Genomic DNA, 26,456 nt, shown 5'->3' on the forward strand with positions numbered 1-26,456 from the left:
CGCATGCCGCCCCGGGGAGCCCGCTCTCCGGGGCGACCCCCGCGCGTCGGGCAGGCGGGTCGGCGCGACAGCCCGTCGGGTCGTCCGGAACCACAACCACCAAACGCCGGCCGGCGCAACCCAGTGGCGATGAACACACGTGCGGCGCGCGGCGCCCTCCTCGCGGGACTGCTGTTCCTCGTCGTCCACGTCGGCGCCGTCTCGCTGGCGCCCACCTTCGAGGCGGCCGGCTACCAGACGGTCGAGGACCCGCAGAACCCGACTAACTCCGCGCTGTACGTCGGGGCCATCCTCGTCGTCACGGCGCTGATGCTCGCGGCGTTCAAGTACGACTTCGACTGGGCGATCCGGCTCGTCGTCGTCGGGGCCTCGGGGCTGCTGTCGTGGTACGTGTTCTCGGTGTTCCTCCCCGGGGTCGCGGCGCTGGCGGCCGCGGCGCTCGTCGCCGTCGCGCTCCTGGCGTACCCCGAGTGGTACGTCATCGACGCCGCCGGCGCCCTCATGGGCGCGGGCGCCGCGGGGCTGTTCGGTATCTCGTTCGGCCTCCTCCCGGCCATCGTCCTCCTGACGGTGCTGGCCGTGTACGACGCCGTCTCGGTGTACGGCACCGAGCACATGCTCGACCTCGCGGAGGGCGTGCTCGACCTCAACGTCCCCGTCGTGCTCGTCATCCCGCTGGAGTGGTCGTACTCGCTGCTCGCGGAGGGGTCGACCGAGGGCGCGACCGAGGGGGCCGACCGGGACGAGCGCGACGTGTTCTTCATCGGCCTCGGCGACGCGGTGATGCCGGCGGTGATGGCCGCCTCGGCGGCGTTCTGGTCTCCCGCGCCCGCCTTCGGGCTCCCGGTGGTCCCCGCGATGGGCCTGCCCACGCTCCTGGCCATCGTCGGGACGTTCCTCGGCCTCGCCGTCCTGCTCCGGATGGTCCTGAAGGGGCGTCCCCACGCGGGGCTCCCGCTGCTCAACGGCGGCGCCATCGGCGGCTACCTCCTCGGGTCGCTGCTGGCGGGCGTCCCGCTGGCGCGGGCGCTGGGCGTCGCGGCGTACCTGTGAGCGAGCGCGGCGGCGCCCCGGGACGCGCCGGGCGACGGTCCGGCCCGCTCGCGGACCCGCGCGTCCGCGGCGCCCTCGGCGTCGGCGCGCTGTTCCTGGCGGTCCAACTGCTCGCGCTCGCGGTCACCCCGCGGCTCGCCGGCTCCGGCGTCAGCTACGGCGACGGCGGCGACGCGCTCGTCCCGCTGGTGCTCGGCCTCGTCGTCGGGACCGCCCTCTCGCTGGCGGTCGTTCGACACGGCGCGAGCCGACGCCTCGTTCGCGGGGCGATGTTCGTGTCGCTGGCGACGGCACAGTGGTTCGCACTCTCGCCGTTCCTCGGCTCGGTCGTCGGCGCCGTCGCGGCCGTCGCCGGCGCGCTGCTCGCGTGGCGCGTCCCCCGGCCCGCCGTCCGCAACACCGCCGCCGCCGTGGGCGTCGCCGGCGGCGCCGGCCTGTTCGGGGCGAGCCTCGCGCCCGTCTACGCCGCCTGGGCGCTCGTGGTCGCCGCGGGCTACGACGTCTACGCAGTCTACGGCTCGGGTCACATGGGCGAGTTGGCCGACGCGAGCGCCGACCTCCGGATCCCGTCGATGTTCGTCGTCCCGACGGACGACGGGTACGACGACGGCGAACTCCGCGTCGCCGGCGGCGGCCGCCCCGCGGCGACGGTGCTGGGTGCGGGCGACGCGCTGTTCCCCGCGATGCTGACCGCCAGCGTCGCCGTCGCGTCGCCCGGGACGCTCGCCCCGCTCGCGCCCCTGCTCGGGTCGCTCGTCGGCCTCGCCGCGCTCCAGGTGTTCGTCCACCGGCGGCGCGGCATCCACGCGGGGCTCCCGTTCGTCAACGGCGGGGCGCTGATCGGGTGGGCGATCGGGGCGCCGCTCTGGTAGCCCGGGTCCGACCCGTTTCGGCCTCCGATCCGCGCCGCCCGCCGGCGGTTTCGCCGACAGTCTTATTCCGTTCGTCTCCCGACCGCCGGACGTGGGGGACCCGCGTGCTTGGGTCGCCATCCCGCCCCCGATCGGGGGACGCGGGCACCCCCACCCCCACCCCCACCTCACCCCCGGGCGCCGGGTACGCTACTCCGGGCCGGCGCCCGACCGCACCTTCACCGCCATCCCGGTCGAGAAGTCGCGCATCTCCGCGGCCGCCAGTTCCGCCCGTCCGACCGCGAGGACGGTCCCGTCCCCGTGGACGACGACCACCTCGTCGCGCGGGCGGACCGCCCCGCCCACCTCGCTCACGAACTTCGCGAACACGTTCTTCCCGTCGCGCACGAACGGCGCCGACTCGTCGCCGACGACGACGCTGTATTCGGGGTGCGGCAGGACGGAGCGGAGCCGGCGACCGCCCTCGACGCCGAGGGTGAACCGTCCGTCGGTGCCGTAGGAGACGATCCGGCCGGCGTCGCAGGTGACCTGCCGGGGGCGCCCGCTCGTGGAGCGCCGGACCGTCACGTCCTCCCCGGGAGGGAACAGCGCGTCGCCGGCGCCGGCGCCGAACTGGTAGTCCGCGACGACCCTGAGGTCCGCGAGGGTCGCGTCGCCGCTCATAGCAGGAACGTGTCCTCGCGCTCGCTCATGTCGACGAAGGAGTCGGCCGCCTCCTTCAGCTCGGCCGCGGCCGATTCCTCGAACGCGACGACCTCGACGCGGACGCCCTCGTGGCGGAGGTGCGAGCACAGCCGGGAGAAGTCGCCGTCGCCCGTACACAGCACCATCGTGTCCACGTGGTCCGCGAGGGTGACGGCGTCGAGGCTGATCCCGACGTCCCAGTCGGCCTTCTTGCTCCCGTCGCCGAACGTCTTGATGTCCTTGATCTTCGTCTCGAACCCGATGTCGCGCAGCGCCTCGAAGAACGACTCCTCCTCCGGGGAGTCCGCGCGGATGACGTACGCGATGGCGCGGGTGAGCTGGCGGCCCATCACGGCCTTCTCCAGCATCTTCGAGTAGTCGATGTTGCGGGAGTAGACGCTCTGTGCGGAGTGATAGAGGTTCTGCGAGTCGGCCAACACGGCCACTCGTTGTCCCTCGTGTATCTCGGTCATATCTGACCGTGACGGACGGGCCGTTTAGTCGTGTCGGGGCGACGCCATCCCCGTCGGCAAGGACCCGGCCGGCGGGGTGGAACGCGAGAAACCACAGGACTGCGGTCCGAATCGGAGAAACTCCGAGCGGAGGTGTCGGCGAACCGGGTGTCGGGCGGGAGGACGATTCCTGCGCCGGTAGCTACAGGGACTCGGCCGCCGAACAGCGGGTATGGAGTCGTCGACGGAGCGACTGCCGGAGCGGTTCGCCGACCTGGACCACGAGGAGTACGTCCGCGAGAGCCTGGAACTGGCGCGGGGCGCGGCCGAGCGGGGGGACGACCCGTACGGGTCGCTGCTCGTCCGGGCGGCGGACGGGGACATCGTCATGGAGGAGCGCAACGCCGTGAACACCGAGAACGACGTTCGCCGCCACCCGGAACTGACCCTCGCACACCGGGCCGCCCGGGAGTTCTCGCCCGCCCAGCGCGCGGACCTGATCATGTACACCAGCACCGAGCCGTGTCCGATGTGCGCCGGCGGCATCGCCCACGTCGCCCTGGGCGCGGTCGTCCACTCCACCTCCGCCGAGCGCGGGGCGGAGCTGTACGGACGCGACTCGCACCTGCCGTCGAGCGAGGTGTACGAGCGGCTGGGCAGCGACGTCGTCGCCGCCGGCCCGGTACTGCCCGCCGAGGGCGACGCAGTCCACCGGAACTACGGGGGCGTCACCGGCGAGTGACCGGACCGGTTCGGGATCGCAGGACTCCGCCGGGTATCGGAGGACTCTGACGGGACGGGGGAGTTCGACGGGGCGGGGAACTCCGCCGGGGAATCGCGCGTGCGGCCGCGACCCGCGCGTGCACCCCGGGGAGCGACCCGTCGCCGGAACCCTCGGATGTTTAGTCGCGGGGCGGCCGAGGGGAACGCGATGACCGACCCGACCGAGACGGCGAGCGTCGACCGCCGGGACGCCGCGCTCGTGGACGCGTTCACGACCGACCCCCTCGCGGGCAACGTCGCGGGCGTCGTCGCGGACGCCGCGGGCCTCGACGAGGACCAGATGCGGGCCGTCGCCCGCGAACTGGGCGCCAGCGAGACGGCGTTCGTCCGCCCCTCCGGGGAGGCCGAGCGTCGCCTGCGCTACTTCTCGCCGACGACCGAGGTGGACCTGTGCGGCCACGCGACCGTCGCCGCCCACGCGCGCCTGTTCGAGACGGGCGCCATCGACGCCGGCACGCACTCGCTGGAGACGAACGTGAGCGTCATCGAGGTCGAGGTGACCGAGGAGGGCCGCGTCTGGATGACCCAGAACGCGCCGACCGTGTACGAGGTCGAGGTCGACTACGACCGCCTCGGCGACGTGCTCGGCGTCGACGACAACGCCTTCCGCGACGTGGGCGCGGACCTCCCCGTCGCGTACGCGACCTCCGGACTCCCGTTCCTCGTCGTCCCCGTGAACTTCCTCGAACACCTCGGGGACATGGACCCGGACTTCGGCGCGGTCGAGGCGCTCGCGGACGAGCACGACGCCGCCGGCGTCTACGCGTTCACGTTCGACGCGCTCGACCGCGAGTCGACGCTCCACGGGCGGTGTTTCGTCCCCGGGAGCGGCATCGACGAGGACCCGGTGACGGGGACGGCCAGCGGCGCCTGCGGCGCCTACCTCGACCACTTCGCCGCCTTCAGCGGCGGCGACGCGAGCGAGGCGCCCGGTACCCCGGCCGGCCCGGGCGAGTCGACGGGGACGCCCGAGGAGATGGTGTTCGAGCAGGGCCACTACGTCGACCGGCCCGGCAAAGTCCGCGTCCGCGCGACCGGGGCGAACCCGGCCGTCGGCGGCGACGCGGTCACGTCCTTCGAGGGGACGGTCCGCGTCCCCGCGAGCGACGACGACGAGATAATCGAGGCCTGACGGCCTGCCTGGGATCGGTATCCCCGATCTGTATCGCAGTCTGTCGGTTTCGATCTCGCGTTGTTATTGCAGAAAACCGGTACACGTCCCTCAGGACCGCCGCCGAGCCGCCGCCAGCGCGTCCTCGGGGGACCGCTCCGGCGTCGCGTCCGGGTTCGCCGCCAGGTACGCCTCCGCGTCGTCGATCACCTCGCCGTTCTCCAGCCCGTACGATCTGGCCGTCGGAGCGTCGACGCTGGTGTCGACGACCGTGGGGACGTCCGTCCGGTCGTCCGCGTCCTCGCCGACGTGTCGGCGGACGACGATCGCGGCGGTGATCGCCGCGGCGACGGCGCCGACCGCGAGCCCGTGCGCGTCCGCCAGCAGCCATCCCGCCGCCGGCAGGCCGACCGCCGACAGCGGGACGAGCGCGAGCACGATCCGCCGCCGCGAGCGCGCGCGCCGCTCGTAGGTGGTGACCACCGACGACCCCGCGCCCGCCGGGACGACCCGGTGGACCGGGCCGCCGTCGTCCTCGTACCGGAGCACGTCCCAGCGATCGGCGGCGGCCGCGGCAAGGTACGGCTCCTCGGGGGGGTCATCGGGCGCGGCGGACGCGTCTGCCATACCGGCCGTCGGCGTGCGGACGGTGAAAACCACACGATCCGGGGGAGGCGTGCGAACACCGGGAGGCCGGCGGGGTCGTCGAGAGGTACTCGATCGCGAGTACCGATTTTTCCACCCTTGCGTCGGTCGGAACCTTCTTGGTCACGTCCTCGGTCCCTCCTCGTACGAAATGGCTGTACTTTGGCTGGACGACGTCTCCGCCGACGACCTGGACACCGTCGGCGGGAAGGGCGCCTCGCTCGGTGAGCTGACCGCCGCGGGGCTGCCGGTGCCGCCGGGGTTCGTCGTCACCGCGGGGACGTACCGCACCTTCATCGAGGAGGCGGGCATCGACGAGGAGCTGTTCGCCGCCATGGACATCGACCCCGAGGACTCCGCGGAGCTGCGGGCGGCCGAGCAGACGGCCCGCGACCTGATCCTCGGCACCGAGCTGCCGGAGTCGGTCCGCGCGGAGATCCTCGACGCCTACCGGACGATGGGCGACGGCGAGGAGGCGTTCGTCGCCGTGCGCTCGTCGGCGACCGCCGAGGACCTCCCGGACGCCTCCTTCGCCGGCCAGCAGGAGACGTTCCTCAACGTCCGCGAGGAGGCCCTGCTCGAACGGGTGAAGGAGTGCTGGGCGTCGCTGTTCTCCCAGCGCGCCATCTACTACCGCCAGCGCAAGGGCTTCCCCCACAGCGAGGTCGACATCGCGGTCGTCGTCCAGCGGATGGTCGACGCCGAGAAGTCCGGCGTGATGTTCACCTCCCACCCGTCCACCGGGGAGCCCGAGATCATCATCGAGGCGGCGTGGGGCCTCGGCGAGGCGGTCGTCTCCGGCTCCGTCTCCCCCGACAACTACGTCGTCGACCGCGAGACGGCGTCCGTCGAGGAGGTGACCGTCGCGGACAAGAAGATCCTGATGGAGAAGGACCCCGAGACGGGCGAGACCGTCGAGCGCGAGGTGGCCGACGAGCGGCGCGAGCAGCGCGTGCTTACGGACGGCGAGATCGAGCGGCTCGTCGAGCTCGGTCGCCGGGTCGAGGACCACTACGGCGACCCCCAGGACGTGGAGTGGGCCGTCTACGACGGCGAGGTGTACATGCTCCAGTCCCGGCCGATCACGACCATCTCCGACTCGACAGGCGGCACGGGGACGAACCCGGCCGACACGGAGCGCGAGAGCGTCACGAACGGGGGGTCGGACGCGGAGGCCGCCGCCGGCGCGACGGCGACGGGAACCGACGGCGGCGACGACGACGAGGTGCTGCTCCGGGGGCTCGGCGCCTCGCCCGGGGTCGTTTCCGGCGAGGTTCGCATCGTAACGAAGCTCGATCACCTCGACCAGGTGGCCGAGGGCGACGTGATCGTCACCGAGATGACGATGCCGGACATGGTGCCCGCGATGAAGCGCGCCGTCGGCATCGTCACCGACGAGGGCGGCATGACGAGCCACGCCGCCATCGTCTCCCGGGAGCTGGGCGTCCCGGCGGTCGTCGGCACCGGGTCGGCGACGAGCGTCCTCTCGGACGGCCAGGTCGTCACCCTCGACGGCGACAAGGGGACGATCAGGCAGGGCCGCGCCGCCGGGGACGAGGAGGACGAGTACGAGCCCGTCGAGGCGGTCCGCCCCGAGACGCCGGTCAAGCCGATGACCGCCACGGAGGTGAAGGTGAACGTCTCCATCCCGGAGGCGGCCGAGCGCGCGGCCGCCACCGGCGCCGACGGCGTCGGGCTCCTCCGCATCGAGCACATGGTGCTGTCGCTGGGCGTCACCCCCGAGAAGTACATCGCCGACAACGGCGCCGACGCGTACGTCGAGGAACTGGTCGACGGCATCCGCGAGGTCGCCGAGGAGTTCTACCCTCGGCCAGTCCGCGCGCGGACGCTCGACGCGCCAACCGACGAGTTCCGCGAGCTGGAGGGCGGCGAGAGCGAGCCCGACGAACACAACCCGATGATGGGGTGGCGGGGGATCCGTCGCTCGCTCGATAAGACGGACGTGTTCCGCCAGGAGCTGACGGCGTTCAAGCGCCTCTACGAGATGGGGTACGACAACGTCGAGCTGATGCTCCCGCTCGTCAACGACGCCGCCGACGTGGAGGCGGCGAAGCGGCACATGGAGGCGGTCGGCATCGACCCCCAGAAGCGCCGTTGGGGCGTGATGATCGAGACGCCCGCGAGCGCGCTCGCCATCGAGGAGCTGGCCGCGTGCGGCATCGACTTCGCCTCCTTCGGGACGAACGACCTGACGCAGTACACGCTCGCGGTCGACCGCAACAACGGCAACGTCGCCGGGCGCTTCGACGAGCTCCACCCGGCGGTGCTGACGCTCATCGGCGACGTCATCGAGACGTGCCGCGAGCTGGACGTGGACACGAGCATCTGCGGGCAGGCCGGCTCGAAGCCGCGGATGGTCGACTTCCTCGTCGAGCAGGGCGTCACGAGCATCTCCGCCAACATCGACGCCGTCCGCGACGTGCAACACGAGGTCAAACGTACCGAGCAGAAGCTCATCCTCGACGACGTGCGCTGACCGGACCCGGCACACCCCGAACCGGACTCGGACCCGGAACCGGAAAGCGCAACCCCTAACTCCCGCTCGGTTCCTCCCTTCGCCAATGCAGTCGCCCGTGGACGACCGGCGCCCGCAGTCGTTCGACCGGGTGCTCTCCTCGATGTGTACCGAGCCGCACCCGGCGGCCCGGCGTGCGGCCGAGCGCTACCTCCCCTCGAACCCCGGCGACCCCGCGACCTACGGCGCCGTCGCCGACCTGGAGGCGGAGGCGGTCGCCGGCCTCGCGGCGGTGACCGGGCTCGCGGACGCGCTCGGCGGCGACGCCGGCGACGCGGGCGGCGCCGGATCCGGGGCCGCCGACGCCCCCGACGGCGCCGCCGATGCGCTCTCCGCGCACGGCTACGTCACCAGCGGGGGCACGGAGTCCAACGTGCAGGCGGTGCGCTCGGCGCGCGACCGCTCCGACGCCGCCGACCCGGCCGTCGTCGCCCCCGAGTCGGCCCACTTCAGCTTCCACAAGGCCGCCGCGGTGCTCGACGTGGACCTCCGGACGGTCCCCACCGACGACGACGGCCGGGCGGACGTGGACGCCGTCGCGGCCGCCCTCGACGAGGACGCGGCGCTCGTCGTCGCCGTCGCCGGCTCCACCGAGTACGGCCGCGTCGACCCGGTCCCCGCGCTGGCCGACATCGCGGCCGACGCCGGCGTCCCGCTCCACGTCGACGCCGCGTGGGGCGGCTTCTACCTCCCGTTCTCCGGACACGAGTGGGGGTTCGCGGTGGACGGCGTCGACACCGTCACGATCGACCCCCACAAGGTCGGCCGGGCGGCGGTGCCCGCGGGCGGCCTGCTCGCGCGCGACCGCGCGGCGCTGGACGCGCTGGCGGTCGAGACGCCGTATCTGGAGACCGCCTCGCAGGCGAGCCTGACGGGGACGCGCTCGGGGGCGGGCGTCGCCTCGGCGGCCGCCGCGATGGACGCGCTGTGGCCCGACGGCTACCGCGAGGAGTACGGGCGGGCGATGGACCTGGCGACGTGGTTCGCGGACGAACTCCGCGGCCGCGGGCTCCGCGTGGTCGACCCGGAACTGCCGCTGGTCGCGTTCGACCTGCCGACGGACGACTTCGAGACCCTCCGCGGACGCGGGTGGCGGCTCTCGCGGACGACAGCCGGGGAGGCGCGCGTCGTGGTCATGCCGCACGTCACCCGGGAGTCGCTGGCGGCGTTTCTGGACGACGTGGACGACCTGTCGTGACGAGGCCGCCGGCGACGTGAGGCGGTCGACGGTTTCGACGACTCACCGCCCCGACTGGAATCCTCGCCGGGAACCACCGGACTTATTCTGCGGTACCACCGGGGTTCGAACGTGACGCTGGTCCCCGCCTCGCTCGCGCTCTCGACGGCCGCGCCCGCCGACCTCGTCGCGTTCCCCCTCGGCGCCGTCGCGTCGGGCCTCGCGGAGGCCGCGCTCCCGCTGTTCTCCGAGCCGGGGTGGTGGCCCGACTTCGGCTGGCTCACCCGACTCGTCGAGACGGCGACCGGCTGGACGGGGCTGGGGATCGTCTTCGTCTACTCGTTCCTGATCGCGTTCGCCCTGCCCGGCGTGAGCGAGGTGGTGCTGCTCGCGCCGCTCGACCTCGGGCTGCCGCAGTGGGCCAAGCTCTCGCTGATCATGCTGGCTTCGGGCCTGGGGAAGGCCGCGGGCTCGGTGTTCGCGTTCCACATCGGCCAGGAGGCGAAGCAGTCAGGCCCGATCATCCGGTGGCTCCGCCGGTCCCGCTTCGACGTGATCGAGTGGTCCGAGACCACGACCGCCGAACTCGCGCGCAAGTACGGCTACGCGGGGCTCGCGCTGGCGCTGTCGGTCCCCTTCTTCCCGGACACCATCTCCATCTACGCGTTCGCCGTGCTGGAGCGCGACTACTGGCGGTTCGCGCTCGCGACGTTCGTCGGCAGCGTCGGACGGCTCCTCGTCACGCTCGGGCTGTTCGGCGCCGGGTCGTACACGCTCGGGTTCTTCTGAGCCGAGGGGTCACGTCACTCCGGACCCTCGCCCGGCGGGTCGAGGTGCTCGTGGCGCACGCGGTAGCCCGTGGCGGTCTCCCGGACCGACGCCGCCTCGTACACCCGGACGTCCCGTTCCGCCTTCGTCACCACCGGGAAGTCGTAGTGGGTCGCCTCGTACGCCGGCTCCCCGTCACGGCCGGCGAGGAACTCCCGGTGTTCGCGGAGCCTGCGCCGGCCGCGCTCGCGCGACAGCGCGGGCGCGTCGCCGACGCGGTCGCGGAAGGACGCGAGGAACCCCGGGTCGCGCTCGACGCCGACGGAGTCGCGGCCGGCGGCCATCGCCGCCAGCATCGTCGTCCCCGTCCCCCAGAACGGGTCGAGCACCCTGTCGCCGTACGCCGAGTACATGCACACCAGGCGGTACGGCAGCTCCAGCGGGTACGCCGCCGACCGCTCGCGGGGTGCTGACTCGCCGAGCGCCTGCTCGGCCCCGCGGAGGTCGCTCCAGGTGTCGGAGAACCAGCGGTTGCGCTCCTCCCAGAAGTACGCCGAGGCGTACCGGGCTGGGTCGCCGGCGTCGAACGACCGGCGGCTCCCGTTGCGGAAGACGAGGACGTGCTCGTGTTCGAGCGTGACGTAGGCGTTCGGCGGGAGGGTGCCGCTGCCCATGAACTTCGTCGGCGCGTTGGTCGGCTTTCGCCACAGCACCCCGGGCAGGCGGTCGAGCCCCGCGCCGTCGAGCGCGTCGGCGACCCGCGTCGCGTTGTCCCACAGCCGGAAGCGTCCGCCGGCCGAGCGCGTCGCGTCGCCGACGTTGACGCAGGCGACGCCGCCCGGCGTGAGGACCCGGGCGAGTTCGTCCCAGGCGGGCGCGAGAACGTCGTGCATCGCCTCGAACGCGCGCTCGGCGGCCGTGTCGTCGCCGTCGGCGGCACGGTCGAGCGCCGCCGCGACGGCGGGGTCGAGGTCCGCGAACAGGTCGTCCCACTGCTCGACCATCGGGTACGGCGGCGAGGTGACGACGAGTTCGACGCTGTCGTCCGGGAGCGGGAGCGCCCGCGCGTCGCCGACGGTCGCCGCGTGCTCGGTCTCGAACGTCGCGTCGACGCCGGGCGTGCCCGCCGCCGGGTCGCCGTCGCCGCTCATCGCTGCATCGGTTCGGCCCGGGGCGGGCGGGCGAATAAACCCCGGCGGTTCGCGGGCGCCGGTCGGGGACCGTCGGCTCCCGGTCCGTCGGGAGCGCCTACTCGGCGCAGCTCTCGAGCCACTCGCCGGCCCACGCCTCGACCTCCCGGAACACCGGCGACAGCGACTCCCCCTTCGGCGACAGCGAGTAGTACGTCGCCACCGGGGAGTCCGGCTCCATCCGCTTCTGCACGAAGTCCATCTCGCGGAGGTCGTCGAGCACGCGAGAGAGCGTCCGCGCGCTCGCGTCGGTGGAGCGCTTCAGCTCGTTGAACCGCTTCTCGCCGTCCTGCAGGTCGTGGAGCACGACCAGTCGCCACTTCGACCCGACCTGTTCGAGCGCGTCGACGATGGGGCACGGCCCCGCGTCGAGCGACTCCGTCGCCTGCGCCTCTTCGACTGCCATGGGCCACCGTACGCCGTCACGACGTATAGTAGTTCGTATCCGAACCGGGTTACGAACGACAACCACGTGTCACGGGGATATCACTCGTCGAGGTCGGCCCCCTCGGGTTGATCGCCGACGGCCGCCCGTCGGGCCTCCCAGGTCTTGAGGGCGTCGCGGACGGCCGCCAGGTCCTCGGGGTCGCCGGCCTCGCGGCTCTCCACCACGGTCCAGCCCTCGTCGGGGTCGTGGCCGAGGCCGTGGATGGTCTCGCCCGCCTGGACGGCGAGCGCGCGGACGGCGTCGTCATCGACTCCCAGCGGCGCCGCCTCGGTGACGCTGTCGGCCTCGCGGAGCGCCTCCAGTTCGGCCGACCGGAGCGGACGGGGCGGGAGCGACTCGATGAGGGTCATACCTGTCGGGAGGACGCGGTCGGGGTTCAACGGTTCGACTCGTCGCCGGCCCCCGGGATTCCGTATCGCGCTATCGGGTTTACCTCACTCGAACGCCGCCGTCGGCTCCGGGTCCGCGATCCGCCGCAGGTCGTCGGGAGAGAGCTCGAACACCGCGTCCGGCGTCCCGGCGGCGGCCCAGATCCGGTCGTGGGTACGCAGCGACTCGTCGAGGTAGGTCGGCACGCTCCGCTCGTGACAGAACGGCGGGACGCCGCCGATGCTCCACCCGGTCGCGTCCTTCACCTCCTCCGGGTTCGCGGTTCGCACCGTTTCCGCGCCGAGTTCGGACGCGAGCGCCTCGGTGTCGACGCGGTTGTCTCCGGCGGTGAGCACGACCACGACATCGCAGCCGTCGTCGTCCGCTTCTGCGACGCCGTCCTCCGCGACGAGGACGATGCTCTTGACGATCTGGCCGACCGAACAGCCCACCGCCTCTGCCGCGTCGACCGCCGTCTTGGTCCCCTCGGGGAACTCCTCGATCTCCGCCTCGAAGCCGTACTCCTCGCGGGCGCGCTCGGCGAACCGCGCTGCGCTTGCGTGCATACCACGCCGGAACCCGTCGAGGGGCAAGTACCTACGGGAGCCGACACCGATCCGCACGACCGCCAGAGGGAAGTTCCCCGGGAACGGACTGTCGGTCGATGACGGTCCCGGCGTCCCCGATGCGCATGCGCGAGTCCTGTAGCGCCGGGTGGAGCGCCCGCCGCCCTCGCGGCCCGTAACGGGGTCGCGTCGGCGGCGGCGTGAACTCCGGCGCGCCGTCGGGGGACTGACGACGCCCACGGGCGGGGAGCGTTCGCCCGTTTCGGCGGGCTTTAGGCCCGCATGCACGACACGACATCCATGAGCAGCGAACACACCGACGAGTCCCGCGAGGCGTTCCCGACGGACGCGCCGGCGGTGGTGACGTGCGGGCTGCCGTACGCCAACGGCGACCTGCACATCGGCCACCTCCGCACGTACGTCGGCGGCGACGTCTACTCGCGGGCGCTGGAATCGCTCGGCCAACGGACGGCCTTCGTCTGCGGGTCCGACATGCACGGCACCCCGATCGCCGTCCAGGCGATCGAGGAGGACATCGACCCGGAGGCGTTCGCCCTGGAGTGGCACGAACAGTACGAGGAGACGTTCCCGAAGTTCGACGTCGACTTCGACAACTACGGCCACACGCACGACGACGCGAACCGCGAACTCACCTACGAGATCGTCGAACGCCTGGAGGAGGAGGGGTACGTCTACGAGAAGGACATCAAGGTCGCGTGGGACCCCGTCGACGAGCAGCCCCTCCCGGACCGATACGTCGAGGGGACCTGTCCCTACTGCGGCGCGCACGCCCGCGGGGACGAGTGCGACGAGGGCTGCGGGCGACACCTCGAACCCGGCGAGATCGAGGACCCCGTCTCGACGATCAGCGGCAACCCCGCGGAGTACCGCGACCGCACGCACAAGTTCTTCCGCGTCTCCGAGCTCGCCGACTACCTCGACGGCTTCCTCGACCGCCTGGAGGGCACCAGCAACGCCCGGAACCAGCCCCGTCAGTGGTTGGAGGACGGCCTTCAGGACTGGTGCATCACGCGCGACCTCGACTGGGGGTTCGACTACCCCGGGGAGGAGGACCTGGTGCTGTACGTCTGGGTCGACGCGCCCATCGAGTACGTCGCCTCGACGAAGCAGTACACCGACCGCGTCGGCGCCGACGAGTACGACTGGGAGGAGGCGTGGCGCGAGGACGGCGACATCGTCCACGTGATCGGCCGGGACATCATCCAGCACCACACCATCTTCTGGCCCGCGATGCTCCACGTCGCGGGCTTCCAGGAGCCCCGCGCCGTCATGGCCAGCGGCTTCATGACCCTCGACGGGAAGGGCTTCTCGACCTCGCGCGACCGCGCGGTGTGGGCCCGGGAGTACCTCGACGAGGGGTTCCACCCGGACCTCCTGCGCTACTACCTCGCGACCAACGGCGGCTTCCAGCAGGACGTCGACTTCTCGTGGGAGAAGTTCCGCGACCGCGTCAACAACGAACTCGTCGGCACGGTCGGCAACTTCGTCTACCGCTCGCTGCTGTTCGCACACCGCAACTTCGAGGGGACGCCCGAGGCGGAGGTCAGCGAGGAGGTCGAGGCCCGGATCGGGGAGGCGATCGACGACTTCCGCGCCGGGGTGAACGACTACTCCGTCAGGGAGGTCGGCACCGCGACCGTCGAGCTTGCCCGCTTCGGCAACGAGTACATCCAGCGCGAGGAGCCGTGGAACCTCCTCGGCGAGGACGACGAGGCCGCCGCGCAGGTGATCCGCGACTGCGTCCAGATCGCCAAGGCCGTCGCCGTCCTCTTCGAGCCGGTCGCGCCGGGGACCAGCGAGGAGCTGTGGGGCCAACTGAACGAGGACGGCTCGGTTCACGACGTGACGACCGACGCCGCCCTCGCGGCGCCGCCCCGGGACATCGGCGCGCCCGACGAGCTGTACGAGAAGATCGAGGACGAGCGCGTCGAGGAGCTCAACGAGAAGCTCGAGTCCCGCGTCGCGGAGGCGGCCGCGGCGGCGGACGACGGTGCCGGGACCGAAACCGATGACGCCGAGCCCGACGACGGGGGAGACGTGACCGACCTCCCGCCCGTCTCGGAAGACCGGATCGGCTTCGAGGAGTTCCAGGAGCTCGACCTCCGCGTCGGCGAGATCGTCGACGCCGTGGGGATCGAGGGCGCCGACGAACTCGTGAAGCTCACCGTCGACATCGGCGTCGAGGAGCGCCAGATCGTCGCCGGCCTGAAACAGCTCCACGACGTCGAGAGCCTCCCCGGAACGCGCGTCGTCATCGTCGCGAACCTGGAGAAGGCGGAGCTGTTCGGCGTCGAGTCGAACGGCATGGTGCTGGCGGCCGGCGAGGACGCCGACCTGCTGACCACCCACGGCGACGCGCCGCTCGGGACGAAGGTCCGGTAGCCCTCACGCGTCTCCGTCCCCGCGTTTTCGCCCGCTCGTCGCTGTCTCCCCCGCCGAGCAGCCCTCGCTCGATCCCGCCCATACATCGGATACCGCGATATCAAATCCTCCGGATCAGGCGGTCACGCCCGTTCATGCGAAGTTCGCGGACACGGCAGGCGAGAACGAGCGGCCCGGCCCGCGTCGACAACTGAGCCCTCGGGTCAGTCCGACTCCGTCGCGATCCGAACCCCGATCCCGTCCGGGTCGTCGACCGCCACCGCTTCACCGTCGTCGGTGACGGTCACACCCGCCTCGGCGAGTCGCTCCCGAACCGCCTCGAGGGCGTCCCCGTCGGGGACGAGTACCTCGAACTCCGCGAGCCCCCGCCCCGACGCCCGGGCGCCCCGCCGGTTCCACGTGTTGAGGCCGACGTGGTGGTGGTAGCCGCCGGCGGCGACGAACAGCGCGTCCGCGTCCCACCGCTGGCGCACGTCGAACCCGAGCGCGTCGACGTAGAACGCCTCCGCCGCGTGGAGGTCCGTCACTTCGAGGTGGACGTGCCCGACCGCCGTCCCGGCCGGGACCGAGTCGCCGGGGTCGTCCGCGTCGCCCGCGCGGTCCGCCCGGAGCGCGTCCAGGTCGAGCGGGAGCGTGTCCATCTCCACGCGGTCGCCGGTCCCGGGCCACTCCTCGCGGGGGCGGTCGCGGTACACCTCGACGCCGTTGCCCTCCGGGTCCCGGAGGTAGAGGGCCTCGCTGACCAGGTGATCGGAGGCACCCGTGAGGCCGTGGTCGCCGGCGTCGACGCGGGCGAGGGCGTCGCCGAGCGCGGCGCGCGACGGGACGCGGAAGGCGGTGTGGAACAGGCCGGCGGCGTCCGCGGGTCGTGGCCCCGCCGCCGGGTCGACGTCGAGAACCAGCAGGTCCTCCCCGTCGGTTCCGAGGACCGCGCGGTCGGCGTCGCGCTCGCGGACGCGCAGGCCGACCACGTCGCGATAGAACGGGACCACGGCGTCGAGGTCGGTCACCGTCAGGGCGACTCGGCCGATGCGCGTCCCGTCAGAGAGCCGGGTGCGTGCCATACGTAACCTCCGTCTCCGACGGGAGAAATCGGTGGCGGTGGGGTACCGTTCGGCCGGTATCGCGGGTCGCTCGGCGCTCGGTCCCCCCGACGGGCCGCGTCGTCACTCCGGAAGCCACGACGCGCGGTGCGCGAGCACCATCCCGACGAGCAGCACGGCGAGTCCGCCCGCGGCCGCGCCGAAGACGGCGTCGTAGCCGAGCCCCGCGCCCCGGAGCGCCCCGACGACCGAGGACCCCCCGGCCTGCACGAGCATCATCGACGCCGAGTAGACGGCGTACGCCGAGCCGCGGGTCGCGTCCGGGAGCGTGTCGAGCAGGTACGTGTCCATCGCGGGGAACAGCGAGTGGATGACGTACCCCGTCACCGCCGAGACGACGAGCAGCGGGACGAGCCCGGAGACGGACACGAGCGCGAACAGGCACGCGACGAACGCCGCGAGCACGCCCAGGAGGTACGGCACGTGGGGCAGGCGGTCCGCGAGGCGACCCGAGACGAGGAACGCGGGGACGCCCGCGCCGAACACGACGGTGAGGGCGTTGCGCGCGACGTTCGGCGCGAGCCCCTTGTCGAGCATGTACAGTTCGTAGAAGTTGAAGACGCCCTGCCAGACGAAGCCCGTGACCCCGAGGATCAGCACGCCGGTCGCGATGGTGCGCCACTCGGTTACGGCCGCGCCAAGCAGGTCGCGGTCCTCGGCGCCCGCTTCCGGCAGGTCCGCGCCGCGGGCGGCGACGACCACCGCGGCGGTGACGACGGCCGCGGCGACGGCCATGACCGCGAAGACGGCGCGCCAACCGGCCGCGGCTTCGATGCCGAGGCCGAGCGCGACCGTGACGAACGGGGCGGCGGAGACTGCGGCCAGTTGGCTCGCCGTCCCGTGGATGCCCATGACGCGGCCGACCGTCCGGGGGAACAGTTCCGAGACGAGCGTGTTGCCCGCGATGAAGTAGACGCCGGACGCGAGCCCCATCCCGACCGCCGCGAGCATCAGCACGTCCACGTTCGGGGCGACCGTCGCGAACGTCGACGCGAGCGTGAGCACCACGCCCGCCGCGATCACGACGTAGTGGCGCGGGACGCGCGTGAGGAGCCAGCCCACCGGGAGGCGCGGGGCGGCGCTGCCGACCCACACGAGCGAGACGAGCAGTCCCGCGGTGGCCTCGCCGATGGCGAACGTGTCGATGAACTCCGACAGCAGCGGCGCGAACACCACCCGCGCCATGTTGACGAGGAACACCGCCCCGCACAGCGTCCCGAACAGCCGTCCCCGTGACACACCCGGCGTTCCCCGCGGGCGGAGTCAAGCCTTCCGACTCGCGTCCGACGTGCGCCCGGTTCCCACGCAACGCCGTGTTTTTGTGCCCCACGCGAGTACGGGCGAGCGTGAAATCCACACGGAAGGGGCTCCGAGAGGGAGAACTGGAGAAGGACAACTACGAGCGGGTCAAGTGCGTCGAGTGCGGCGAGACCCTGGCGAAGGAGAACCCCCCCGACGAGGTGTACGCGATCCGGACCTGCCCCGACTGCGGTCGCGAGTGGAAGGAACTCCGCTGAGCGCGCCGACGCGACCGACCGAGCCCCTCCCGCTCCCGACCCGTTCTCCGGCCGCGACGACCGACAGCCCGGGCCCTCCCGCACGCGTCGAGGGTGACTCCTCGCGAGCGGATCGGTGGCGCCCCCTCGCGCGGCGGCGGGTCGCTCCGATACCCGCTCGCGTCGCTCGGTTTCTCGGAACGTCGGGGGCGGCCGCCGGACCGGTAGGACGCCCCTACTCGAAGACGGCGTCGAACGCCGAGGCGCCGAGCGGGTCGAACGTCCCGGCGGCGACGTTCTCACGGAGGTGTTCGACGCGACTACACCCGACGAGCGCGGCCGTCACCGCCGGCGCGGACCGGGCGAAGTTGAGCGCCCGCTGGGCGGGGGTGTCACCCTCCAGTCTGGCGTCCACGTCCGCGGGGATAGCGCCCGGTTCGGTCAGGTCGCCCTGGCCGAGGCTGGCGGAGGCGAACACCGAGATCCCCTCCCGATGGCAGAACTCCAGCGCGGTGAGGGGGCCGTCCGCCCCGTCGGCGTCGTGGGCGGCGACCGTGAACGCGTCGGCCATCCGGACGTTGAACGGGAGCTGGACCGCCCGGAGGCCGTGGTCGTCGACGCCGACGGCGTCGGCCGCCGTCCGTGCCCGGTCGAGCACCGCCGCGAGGTCGAGATGGGCGTCGTGGTCCGGTGGGACGCGGAACGCCTCCCACGTCGCGACGCCGTAGACGCCCAGGTCGCCGGCGGCCCGCCGACGCTCCAGCGTCTCGAAGGCGGCCTCCAACTGGTCGTACACGGACGCGCGGTCGCGGGTCGCCAGTTGCGTCTCGGGGTTGTGGACGTAGTAACAGTCGAGCGTCTCGACGCCGACGGCCCTCAGCGAGCGGTCGAGCATCGCGTCGAGGAAGCGGGGCGCGATGCAGTGGCTCCCGCGCGCCAGGTCCGCGGGGTCGACGAGGCCCGGGTCGAGGAACTCCTCGCGGACGTAGCGGGCGGGGTCGTCGGGGCGGTCCCCGTCGAACGGGAGAAAGCCGGCCTTGCTGGCGACCACGACGGCGTCGCGGTCGACCTCTGCGCGCCGGAGCGCCTCGCAGACCACCCGCTCGGAGCGCCCGCAGCGGTAGTTGCTCGCGGTGTCGACGAGGTTGACGCCCGAGTCGAGCGCGGCCGTCATCGCCTCGCGGTAGCGGTCGTCGACCCCGTCGGTCGGGTCGCCGAGGTAGGTGCCGACGCCGACGCTGGAGACGACGCCCGGCCCGAACCGGCGGAAGTAGGTCCGCCCGAAGGAGTCGCCGAAGCGGTCGCGGTACCCCCACGTCCCGCTCGAGGTGGCCATGTCGGCGACTGCGGCGCGGACGGGAAAAGGGCTGCCGCTCCCCGGGCGTGACAGTCGTCGGCCCGGGCCGCCCTCGCGACCTACCGCTCGCCGTCCATCGCGTCGAACAGGCGGTCGAGGAGTTCCTCGCGGCCGACGACGGGGACCTCCTCGCTGCCGTCCGCGGAGACCTGCGGGCCGATCTGTCCGCCGCCCATGCGGGCGTGGCCGCCGGCGGACGCGTCCGGCACGTCGCCGACGGCGGCGTCGAGCGCCCGGCCCATGTGTACCCGGTCGTCCCGCGAGCGCCCCGACAGGTGGATCGTGCCGTCCTTCTCCCCGAGGACGACGACCGCCGTCACGCCCTCCAGGCCGACGAGCTCGTCGGCCGCCTGCGGGATGGCGTCGACGTTCGAGACGGCGCCCACGTCGCTGACGGCGAAGCACCCGCGGACGTCGCGGCCGGCGATGGCGCGGGCCTTCACGTCCAGCGCCTCCGTGCTCACTGCCGGATCGGCGATGCGTTCGAGGTTGTCCTCGTCGACGCCGGGGTGGAGGTACGCGCCGGCCGAGAAGTCCGCCGCGGAGGCGCCCCGAGTCAGGCGGTTCGTGTCGGAGATCACGCCGTACAGCAGGCCGGTCGCGGTCCGCGTCGACAGGGTCGCTCCCGTCACCTCCGACTCGTGGGCGTCCGGCGGCACGGGCGTCGCGCCGGTGTCGCGGAAGTACTCCGCGAGGATGCTCGCTGCGGCGCCGTAGTCGGTCCGAACGTCGGTGTACGCCTCGCCGCTCCCCTCGCCCGGGTGGTGGTCGACGACCGCGAACGGGAGGACGCCGTCGGCGCCCGCGAACCCGCGCGCCTCGTTGTGGTCGACGAGGACGACCGCCTCCGAGGCCAGGTCCGAGACGTGGTCGATCCGGTCGAGTTCCAGATCGAGGACCGTCCTGAACGCGCGGTTCTCCTGTCTGCGGACCTGTCCAGAGTACTGGAGCACCGCGTCGGTGTCGACGCTGCGGGCCAGTTCGGCGACGGCCATCCCGGCCGCCATCGCGTCCGAGTCGGGGTTGGGATGCAGGAGGACGGCGACTGAGTCACGCCCCGCGAGGAGCGCGCGGAAGCGCTCGCCGGGCGAGCGGCGGAGCCGTCGGTACAGCGCCAGCGCCGCGACGAGCGCGAGCGCGCCCCCGGCGACGGCGACGACCAGCCGCGGGTTCGCCTCGATCGCGTCCCACCCCTGCTGGAACGCCCGCGCACCCACCTGTGCCATAGCGGCGCTTGCATGTCCCCACATATGAAGATGGCAGACGTTTCACTCGCCGCGGAACCGCTCGACGGCGTCCCGGTACCCCTCGCGAAACGTCGGATAGCTGAGGTCGTATCCCAGCCCGCGGAGCTTGCCGTTCGAGCACCGCTTGCTCGTCTCGATGCGTCGCCGGGCGGCCGCCGAGAGGTCGCCCTCGGCGATCCGTTCCGCCTTCGTCCGCTTCTCCGGCCGCTCGACGCCGCACTCGTCGGCGAGCCAGTCGGCGAACGTCCACTTGTCGACCGGCTCGTCGTCGACGACGAGCACGACCTCCCCGCGAGCGAGGTCCCGCTCCAGGAGGAACCGCACCGCTCCGGCGGCGTCGTCGCGGTGGACCATGTTCAGGTAGCCCTCGGTGACCGGCCCCTCGACGTACCGCTCCAGCCGGTAGCGGTCGGGGCCGTACAGGCCGGCGTAGCGCGCGACGGTCCCGTCGATCCCGTAGTCTTCGGCGACCTCGCGGGCGACGCGCTCGGCCTCCGCGAGGACGCGCGTCTTGTCGGTCGTCGGGTCCAACGGCGTCCCCTCGTCGACCCAGTCGCCCCCGTGGTCGCCGTAGACCCCGGTGCTCGACGTGTAGACGAGGCGTTCGGGCGGGTCGGCGCGCCCGCCGTACTCGCGGATCACGTTCGTCAGCCCCTCGACGTACACCTCGCGGGCGGCGTCGGCGCCGCGCCCGCCGGAGCTGGCCGCGAACACGACGGCGTCCGTGTCGGGGAGCGCGGCCAGCGAGGACGGCTCGGTCGCGTCGGCGTCGACGGCCTCGGCGCCGACCTCCTCGACGGCTTCGAGCCCCGAGTCCGAGCGACGGACCCCGGCGACCGCGTGGTCGCGTTCGCGGAGCTGTCGCGCCAGTTCGAGGCCGACGTAGCCGCAGCCGACGATCGTGACGTGCATGGCGGGCGATCAGGGACTCCGTTCGATCAGGAGCGCGTGAATGTCGGCCAGTTCGCCGAGCGTCAGCCTCGTACGGCCCTCCAGCGCCTGCTGGACCTCCTGACCGGTGAGGTCGGACTCGATCTCGGCGGCGATCGTGTCCACGTCGAGGATGGCCGTCACCATCTCCATCATCAGGTGGTCGCGCACCTCGTGGTCGATGTCGTGGGCGGGGACCTCCGCCGACCGTTCCAGCACCGCCGCGGCGTCGGTGAGACGGACGTCCGCGAGCGCGTCCGCGTCGCCGTCGGCCATCGCCGCGACGACGGCCTCGTCGACGCCGGTCTCCTCGGCGACCGCCGCGGGGTCGTCGTCGCCGACGGCCGCCGACAGCTCAGCCGCGTAGGCGTCCAGCAGGTCCGCCGGCGTCGCCCCGTCGGGGTCCGCGAGGGCGTCGTAGAGCATACCTCTCCTCCCCGCCGCGCCCCCAAAACCGTTGTCACTCCGGGGGCGGCGGCGGACACCCCGGCGCCGACGCCGCGGGCGGACAGGGCCAGCCGTCCGATCGCTCGTCGGCGTCGCCCCCGACGTCGCCGACGCCGGACTTCCCCGCGGGGACGACCACGATCACGACCGTCCAGGTGCGAAACGAGACGCGCTCGTTCCGTCCGACCCGTTCGTCGACCCCGTCGTCGTCGACGTCGACGGTCACGTTCGCGCCGTCGCGGACGTACCGGATCCGACCGTCGGCGCCGTCGGGCCCGCCGACGCGCGCGGAGACGACGAACCGGGGGTACGCGCCGGCGACCTCAACGTCCCAGACGTTCACCGTCGCGTACCAGTAGCCCGGCACGGGCGCGACCGGGAGCCCGGCCGTCACGCCGCCGAACGCACGCTTCCCGTATCGCTTCCGGAGCGTCTCGGTCGCGTTCTCGCCCGCGGCGGCCGCAGCCCTCCGGAGCGCCTCGCGTCGGGCCTCGCGCGTCTTGTCGACCACGCCGACCTGGAGGTCCGCCGGGACGGCGACGCTCGCGTCGGTGGCCGCCTCCGCGACCGCGACCCGGAGACGGACCGCGAGCCGGTCACGGTCGATCGGGTCGAGCGACCCGGCGACGGCAGCCTCGCGCGCGACGGCCGCCGCGTAGGAACCGTCGACGACCGCGACTGCGCGGGCGCCGGGCGTCGGCCATCGGGCGTTCGCCCGGCGGACCGCGGCGGCGCGCTCGCGAGCCGAGAGCGCCGTCCGGCGGGCGAGCACGGTCGCCGCGCGGGACTCGACCGAACGGAGTTCCGACGCGACGCGGCGTTCGAGCGTCTCGCGGGCGGTCCCGTCCGCGTCTCCGGACCCGCCCGTCGCCGCGGCGGTCCGTTCGGCGGCGACGAGAGTCCGTCCCGCGGTCGCGAGCGAGGCGGTGCGCCGCCCCGGGAGCGCGGCGTCGGTCACCGTGTCCGCGGCGTCGCCGCTCGGGACCGTGAACAGGTTCGTGTTGCGCGCGACGAGCGGGCGGATCGACTCGCCTCGCTCCGGCGACCGGACGCGCGTCGCGTCGACCGCGGTGACCGGGAGGTACCCCGGCGTCCCGCGCGGCGTGAGCGTCACCTCGCCGGCGTGCCAACGGCCGACGGGCGACGGGTCCGGCGCGGTCGCGTCGGCGGCGACGCGGCTCAGGTCGTCGAGCCGGCCGTCGACCCCCGCGCGGAGGTCGCCGACGCGGTCCGCGTAGGCGTCGTTGCGGCCGCCGGCGCGGACGGCACGGGCATCCAACTCCGCGAGGACCGCGTCGACGTACGCGGCCCGGGCGGCGACCCGGGCGCGGTCCGCCGCGCCGTCGTAGCGGTCGGGGGCGTTCACGAGCCTCGCCCGCTCCTCCCGGATCGTCGCCGCCAGCCGCGCCGGCGCGTTCGCCTCGCCGGACGCGAGCGAGTCCCGTGACACTCCGACGGAGACGTTCCGGATACGGTCGCGGAGCCCGGCCAGATCCCGATAGATCCACTCGTCGAGTCTCTCGGGGCGAGCCCCGTACTGGGTCGTCCGCGTCGTCGACCCGCCCCCCTCGACCGCTCGTCGTGCGAGCCGGTCGGTGGTCCCGGCCTGGAGTCGTTCGTCTCGCACGGCCGCCGGCACGTCCGCGAGGTTCGGTCCGTCGACGGCGCCGCCTCGGACGAACACCGGGTCCGCGGGTCGATCCGGGCCGACGATCGGCGCGTACGTCACGTCGAGCGTGATCCGGACACGGTAGCGATCGACCCACGCCGCGGTCGTCGTCCGCACGGTCCCGTTCGTCAGCCAGTACCTCGTCTCGCGGTGCCGGACCTCGACGGTCCGACGCTCGTCGGCGACGGCCCGCGACGACGGCGTCGCGACCGACTCGCGCGCGACGACGACCGTCTCCCGAGCGGACGTCGCCGAGAGGAACGTCCAGTTCCCGTCCGGCGGGTCGCGGGGCGGCGGGGAGGTCGGGGTCGCGGAGACGACGGCGACGCGCCGGCTCGCGGTCGTCCTGTACGCACCCCGGACAGCGGCCTCGAACCCACCGTCAGCCTCGCCGTCGAGGAGTCGGAGGAACGCCCGGTCGGCGGTGGCGTTCACGCCGACCCGGATCGGGCCGTCTCCCCCGTCGTTCGTGACCGAGCCGTCGACCCCCGCGGGAAGCGTCGATCCGGTATCCCCTCCCCCGGCGGTGCCGGCCTCGCCGAGTACGCGCCGCGTCCAGGCCGGCCCGCGATCCATGGCGGGGGTGAGCAGGTCCGTCGCGCCGACGCGGGCGGTCGCGCGGACCATCGCGGCCCGCCCGGCCGGATCGCTTCGGCCGTACACCGCGCCCTGCGTCCGAAGGGCCGCGGCGTTCGTCGACAGCTCCACGTGCCGGTTCGCGAGGACGTTCGTGACGGGCGCGCCGAGGTACTGGGCGGTCCCGCGCGCCTGCGCGACCGCCCAGAGGCGCCACGTGAGCGACCGGCCGAGCCCCCGACCCTCGAACGGGGAGCGGTTGAGCCGTCGCTCGTACGCCCGGGTCCGCTCGTGCATCGCGAGCACGGGAACGGCGACGGCGACGGAGTAGTTCACCCGGCGTGTCGCGACGACAGTGCCCCCCTCACGGGCGGTGAGCGTCACGTTCCGAACCGCGACTCGCATCGCCGCGCCGTCGGACAGCGGCTCGACCGTCACGCGGTCGATGGCTGCCGGCACGTCCGCCGGCGAGCCGACCGCCGGGAGCGACGCCGTCGCGGTTACGCCGCCCACATCCGCCTCCGTCCGCGCGAGCGCGTCGGCGGCGGCCAGCGCGATCCGGAGGCGTAGCGCGTCCCGGAACGGCGCGTTCGGATCGAGAGCGTCGCCGACCGTCGTGTTCGCGGGGGCCGTGACGGGGTTCTCGGCGGCGTCGCGGGCGGCGGCCGTCGCCGCAGCGCGGACGGCGGGTCTGCCGGCCGCCTCGGCCCGTTCGAGCGCGTCGTCCGCGGCGGTGTCGACCGCGGTCGGCCCGCGGAGCGCGAGCGTGTTCGCGTACGTGACGCTCCCGAGCAGGAGGACGACGCCAACGAGCGCGAACGGAACGCGCCCGCGGTCGTCCCCGGATCCACCGGTCGCGACGGCGCCGGAGGCGGCGCCGAAGCGGGGTCGGGACGTCACGCCGACCACGTCCTGACCACGATGACCACGGTTCCGGCCCGTTCCCGGCCGTGTCCCGTCGCGGTCCGGTCGGCCGTCCCTCCCGCGGCCCTGTCGGCGAGCGCGTCCGCCAGCAGGCGGTTCGCCCCGCGTGGACCGTCACGGTGGAACGCGTCGACCGCATCCACGTCCAACGCGGCGCCGGCGCGCCGGTACCGCTCGACGACGAGGTCGGACGCGGGGGCGTCGTCACGTGCCGACGCGGCGATCCGGTCCGGCGGGAACAGGGCGGCGACCGCGGCACGCGCGGCCGAACTCGCTGCCCCGGGCTCCGCCGCCGCCGTCGGACCGGGAGCGGGGACCGAGATGCGGGCCGCGCGGACTGGGGCGTCCGCCGGCGGGGCGGCGCCGACGCGTATCGCGCCGCCGAGGTCGGTGCCGGGCAGCGGTCGCCAGTCCGCACGGACCTCCGTCCGGGGTCCGATGGCCTCGGCGACGGTCGCGCGTACGGCGCGGCGGTAGTCGGCGGCCGCCGGCGAGAGCGTCCTCCCCCCGAGAGTCGCGGACCGCACCGCTGCCCGTGCGAGGTGTTCCGCGAGCGTCGCGTGACCGACGCGTTCGGCCTCCGGCGACGCCTCCGCCGGCTCCGTGGCGAGCGTGTACTCCACCGCGGCGGTGGTCGTCGCGAGCGACGTCGCCGTGCCCCCGGCGCTATCCCCCGCCGTCGCGGCCGCCTCAGGTGTCGTGCCGACCCCGGCGAGCGTCGTCGCCGCCCCGCCGATCAGTACCAGCGCCAGACAGACGTCGAGCAGTGACCCGGTCATCGCCACACCGTAACGCTGAGCGTCCCCGGCCGGACGCGGCCGGGCGCGAGCGCGACGCCGGTCGCCCGAGACGCGGTTCCGCCGGCTCCCCCTGTCGGCGGCGACTCCCCCGCGCTCCAGCGTCTTCCCGCCGCTGTCAGGGTCGCGTTCATCTCGAGCGCGTCGGCGCCGGCACGCTCCGTCGCGTCCGCCAGCCGATCCGGGTCGGCGACGCCGCCGACGGTGACTCCCTCGTGGACGCGTTCGAGCGTCGGGCCGGCGGACGGGCCGGTCACGGCGTCCACCCCGCCGAGTACGGCGGCGTACGCGGCGAGGCCGAACGACAGCGCCAGCACGGCCGCCAGCGCGACCGTCGGCTCGGCCTGGCCGCGTTCACGCGACGAGGACGAGCGTGACATCCGTCTCCCCCCACGAGACGTGACGGGCGTGGAGCGTCCGTCCGGTCGTCCATTCGGCGTCGCCGGCCCGCCCGGCGGCGCGTGCGCGCTCGACCGCCCCGGCGAACGAGGCCGGGGTCTCGAAGGCGCGGCCGGGCGGATCGCCGAGTGCCACGCCGGCGAGCGGGCCCCCGCGCTCGACCGGGACGACCGCGCCGACCGCGAACGCCGCGAAGGCGGTGCCGCCGTCGGAGCGGAGCGAGACGCCACGCGTCGTCACGCGGACCTCGTCGGCGAGGAGTCGGTACCGCGCGGCCGCCGGCGCCTCCGCGGCGGTCACGGTGTCGACCGTCCCCGCGACCGCGGCCGCGTCGGGCGGCGGCGCGGTCGGGAGCGCCGAGACGGTGCCGAGCGCGACCGCCCCGGCGACGGCGAGGCCGAGCCACGCGTACCAGACGTCGACTGGTGCGTCGAACATGCCGGGGGTGGTCCCG

26 protein-coding genes are annotated in these 26,456 nt (G+C 73.6%); 9 read left to right on the top strand and 17 right to left on the bottom strand.

Annotation, left to right across the window (positions count from 1 at the left end):
- Window positions 1-129: 129 nt before the first annotated feature.
- Window positions 130-1,053: a presenilin family intramembrane aspartyl protease PSH gene (locus tag ACQUQ1_RS09715; RefSeq protein ID WP_435064080.1), complete on the top strand. Its 924-nt coding sequence runs from the start codon at window positions 130-132 to the stop codon at window positions 1,051-1,053.
- A complete protein-coding gene (locus ACQUQ1_RS09720) occupies window positions 1,050-1,925 on the top strand; it encodes a presenilin family intramembrane aspartyl protease PSH (protein ID WP_435064081.1) in 876 nt (291 codons plus the stop codon). The genes ACQUQ1_RS09715 and ACQUQ1_RS09720 overlap by 4 nt, the downstream gene beginning before the upstream one ends.
- Before the next feature lie 189 nt (window positions 1,926-2,114).
- Here ACQUQ1_RS09720 and ACQUQ1_RS09725 read toward each other — a convergent pair whose 3' ends face one another.
- Together ACQUQ1_RS09725 and ACQUQ1_RS09730 are read right to left on the bottom strand one after the other, a co-directional pair.
- Window positions 2,115-2,588 carry a PUA domain-containing protein gene (locus ACQUQ1_RS09725; protein WP_435064082.1) on the bottom strand — a complete coding sequence of 158 codons (474 nt, stop codon included), beginning with the start codon at window positions 2,586-2,588 and terminating at the stop codon, window positions 2,115-2,117.
- Entirely contained in the window at window positions 2,585-3,082 is a 498-nt protein-coding gene (locus tag ACQUQ1_RS09730) for an NYN domain-containing protein (protein WP_435064083.1), read from the bottom strand. Before ACQUQ1_RS09730 ends, ACQUQ1_RS09725 begins: the two co-directional genes overlap by 4 nt.
- Window positions 3,083-3,293: 211 nt before the next feature.
- Here ACQUQ1_RS09730 and ACQUQ1_RS09735 point away from each other — a divergent pair, with 211 nt between their 5' ends.
- Complete coding sequence (locus tag ACQUQ1_RS09735; RefSeq protein ID WP_435064084.1) at window positions 3,294-3,803, top strand: nucleoside deaminase; 510 nt, start codon at window positions 3,294-3,296, stop codon at window positions 3,801-3,803.
- Between the two features lie 189 nt (window positions 3,804-3,992).
- On the top strand, window positions 3,993-4,976 hold the full coding sequence (locus ACQUQ1_RS09740) for a PhzF family phenazine biosynthesis protein (RefSeq protein WP_435064085.1): 984 nt from the start codon (window positions 3,993-3,995) through the stop codon (window positions 4,974-4,976).
- 90 nt (window positions 4,977-5,066) lie between these two features.
- On the opposite strand, the gene ACQUQ1_RS09745 is transcribed toward ACQUQ1_RS09740, so the two are convergent.
- On the bottom strand, window positions 5,067-5,582 hold the full coding sequence (locus ACQUQ1_RS09745) for a hypothetical protein (protein ID WP_435064086.1): 516 nt from the start codon (window positions 5,580-5,582) through the stop codon (window positions 5,067-5,069).
- Between the two features lie 169 nt (window positions 5,583-5,751).
- Between ACQUQ1_RS09745 and ppsA the strand changes: the two genes are divergently transcribed.
- From ppsA to ACQUQ1_RS09760, 3 genes are all read left to right on the top strand, one after another.
- Complete coding sequence (ppsA, locus tag ACQUQ1_RS09750) at window positions 5,752-8,097, top strand: phosphoenolpyruvate synthase (protein WP_435064087.1); 2,346 nt, start codon at window positions 5,752-5,754, stop codon at window positions 8,095-8,097.
- Between the two features lie 85 nt (window positions 8,098-8,182).
- On the top strand, window positions 8,183-9,334 hold the full coding sequence (mfnA, locus tag ACQUQ1_RS09755; RefSeq protein ID WP_435064088.1) for a tyrosine decarboxylase MfnA: 1,152 nt from the start codon (window positions 8,183-8,185) through the stop codon (window positions 9,332-9,334).
- Window positions 9,335-9,553: 219 nt separating this feature from the next.
- Window positions 9,554-10,102: a YqaA family protein gene (locus tag ACQUQ1_RS09760; protein ID WP_435064130.1), complete on the top strand. Its 549-nt coding sequence runs from the start codon at window positions 9,554-9,556 to the stop codon at window positions 10,100-10,102.
- A gap of 14 nt (window positions 10,103-10,116) precedes the next feature.
- On the opposite strand, the gene ACQUQ1_RS09765 is transcribed toward ACQUQ1_RS09760, so the two are convergent.
- From ACQUQ1_RS09765 to ACQUQ1_RS09780, 4 genes are all read right to left on the bottom strand, one after another.
- Window positions 10,117-11,232: a DNA-methyltransferase gene (locus ACQUQ1_RS09765; protein ID WP_435064089.1), complete on the bottom strand. Its 1,116-nt coding sequence runs from the start codon at window positions 11,230-11,232 to the stop codon at window positions 10,117-10,119.
- Window positions 11,233-11,329: 97 nt separating this feature from the next.
- Window positions 11,330-11,677 carry a winged helix-turn-helix transcriptional regulator gene (locus tag ACQUQ1_RS09770; RefSeq protein WP_435064090.1) on the bottom strand — a complete coding sequence of 116 codons (348 nt, stop codon included), beginning with the start codon at window positions 11,675-11,677 and terminating at the stop codon, window positions 11,330-11,332.
- 80 nt (window positions 11,678-11,757) lie between these two features.
- On the bottom strand, window positions 11,758-12,069 hold the full coding sequence (locus tag ACQUQ1_RS09775) for a hypothetical protein (protein ID WP_435064091.1): 312 nt from the start codon (window positions 12,067-12,069) through the stop codon (window positions 11,758-11,760).
- A gap of 84 nt (window positions 12,070-12,153) precedes the next feature.
- Entirely contained in the window at window positions 12,154-12,654 is a 501-nt protein-coding gene (locus tag ACQUQ1_RS09780; protein ID WP_435064092.1) for a YbaK/EbsC family protein, read from the bottom strand.
- 300 nt (window positions 12,655-12,954) lie between these two features.
- Here ACQUQ1_RS09780 and metG point away from each other — a divergent pair, with 300 nt between their 5' ends.
- Window positions 12,955-15,057 carry a methionine--tRNA ligase gene (gene metG / locus ACQUQ1_RS09785; RefSeq protein ID WP_435064093.1) on the top strand — a complete coding sequence of 701 codons (2,103 nt, stop codon included), beginning with the start codon at window positions 12,955-12,957 and terminating at the stop codon, window positions 15,055-15,057.
- 203 nt (window positions 15,058-15,260) lie between these two features.
- On the opposite strand, the gene ACQUQ1_RS09790 is transcribed toward metG, so the two are convergent.
- Together ACQUQ1_RS09790 and ACQUQ1_RS09795 are read right to left on the bottom strand one after the other, a co-directional pair.
- Entirely contained in the window at window positions 15,261-16,121 is an 861-nt protein-coding gene (locus ACQUQ1_RS09790) for a VOC family protein (RefSeq protein WP_435064094.1), read from the bottom strand.
- A 102-nt stretch (window positions 16,122-16,223) separates the two neighbouring features.
- A complete protein-coding gene (locus ACQUQ1_RS09795; RefSeq protein ID WP_435064095.1) occupies window positions 16,224-17,399 on the bottom strand; it encodes an MFS transporter in 1,176 nt (391 codons plus the stop codon).
- 107 nt (window positions 17,400-17,506) lie between these two features.
- On the opposite strand from ACQUQ1_RS09795, the gene ACQUQ1_RS09800 reads away from it, so the two are divergent.
- Window positions 17,507-17,677, top strand: a complete 171-nt coding sequence (locus tag ACQUQ1_RS09800) for an HVO_0758 family zinc finger protein (RefSeq protein ID WP_435064096.1) — start codon at window positions 17,507-17,509, stop codon at window positions 17,675-17,677.
- A 214-nt stretch (window positions 17,678-17,891) separates the two neighbouring features.
- Here ACQUQ1_RS09800 and ACQUQ1_RS09805 read toward each other — a convergent pair whose 3' ends face one another.
- From ACQUQ1_RS09805 to ACQUQ1_RS09840, 8 genes are all read right to left on the bottom strand, one after another.
- Window positions 17,892-18,992, bottom strand: a complete 1,101-nt coding sequence (locus ACQUQ1_RS09805) for an aldo/keto reductase (RefSeq protein WP_435064097.1) — start codon at window positions 18,990-18,992, stop codon at window positions 17,892-17,894.
- 80 nt (window positions 18,993-19,072) lie between these two features.
- Window positions 19,073-20,239, bottom strand: a complete 1,167-nt coding sequence (locus ACQUQ1_RS09810; protein ID WP_435064098.1) for a DHH family phosphoesterase — start codon at window positions 20,237-20,239, stop codon at window positions 19,073-19,075.
- Between the two features lie 42 nt (window positions 20,240-20,281).
- Entirely contained in the window at window positions 20,282-21,172 is an 891-nt protein-coding gene (locus ACQUQ1_RS09815; RefSeq protein ID WP_435064099.1) for an SDR family oxidoreductase, read from the bottom strand.
- Between the two features lie 9 nt (window positions 21,173-21,181).
- Window positions 21,182-21,616, bottom strand: a complete 435-nt coding sequence (locus ACQUQ1_RS09820; protein WP_435064100.1) for a DUF5791 family protein — start codon at window positions 21,614-21,616, stop codon at window positions 21,182-21,184.
- Window positions 21,617-21,650: 34 nt separating this feature from the next.
- Window positions 21,651-24,782, bottom strand: a complete 3,132-nt coding sequence (locus ACQUQ1_RS09825; protein ID WP_435064101.1) for a DUF7286 family protein — start codon at window positions 24,780-24,782, stop codon at window positions 21,651-21,653.
- Complete coding sequence (locus ACQUQ1_RS09830; RefSeq protein WP_435064102.1) at window positions 24,779-25,585, bottom strand: DUF7284 family protein; 807 nt, start codon at window positions 25,583-25,585, stop codon at window positions 24,779-24,781. Before ACQUQ1_RS09830 ends, ACQUQ1_RS09825 begins: the two co-directional genes overlap by 4 nt.
- The gene (locus ACQUQ1_RS09835; RefSeq protein ID WP_435064103.1) at window positions 25,582-25,983 is read right to left on the bottom strand and encodes a DUF7285 family protein; all 402 of its coding nucleotides are present in this window, start codon (window positions 25,981-25,983) and stop codon (window positions 25,582-25,584) included. The genes ACQUQ1_RS09830 and ACQUQ1_RS09835 overlap by 4 nt, the downstream gene beginning before the upstream one ends.
- Window positions 25,958-26,440 carry a DUF7283 family protein gene (locus tag ACQUQ1_RS09840; protein ID WP_435064104.1) on the bottom strand — a complete coding sequence of 161 codons (483 nt, stop codon included), beginning with the start codon at window positions 26,438-26,440 and terminating at the stop codon, window positions 25,958-25,960. Before ACQUQ1_RS09840 ends, ACQUQ1_RS09835 begins: the two co-directional genes overlap by 26 nt.
- Between the last annotated feature and the right edge of the window lie 16 nt (window positions 26,441-26,456).

The organism is Halobaculum sp. EA56, from assembly GCF_051195075.1.
Classification (GTDB): domain Archaea; phylum Halobacteriota; class Halobacteria; order Halobacteriales; family Haloferacaceae; genus Halobaculum.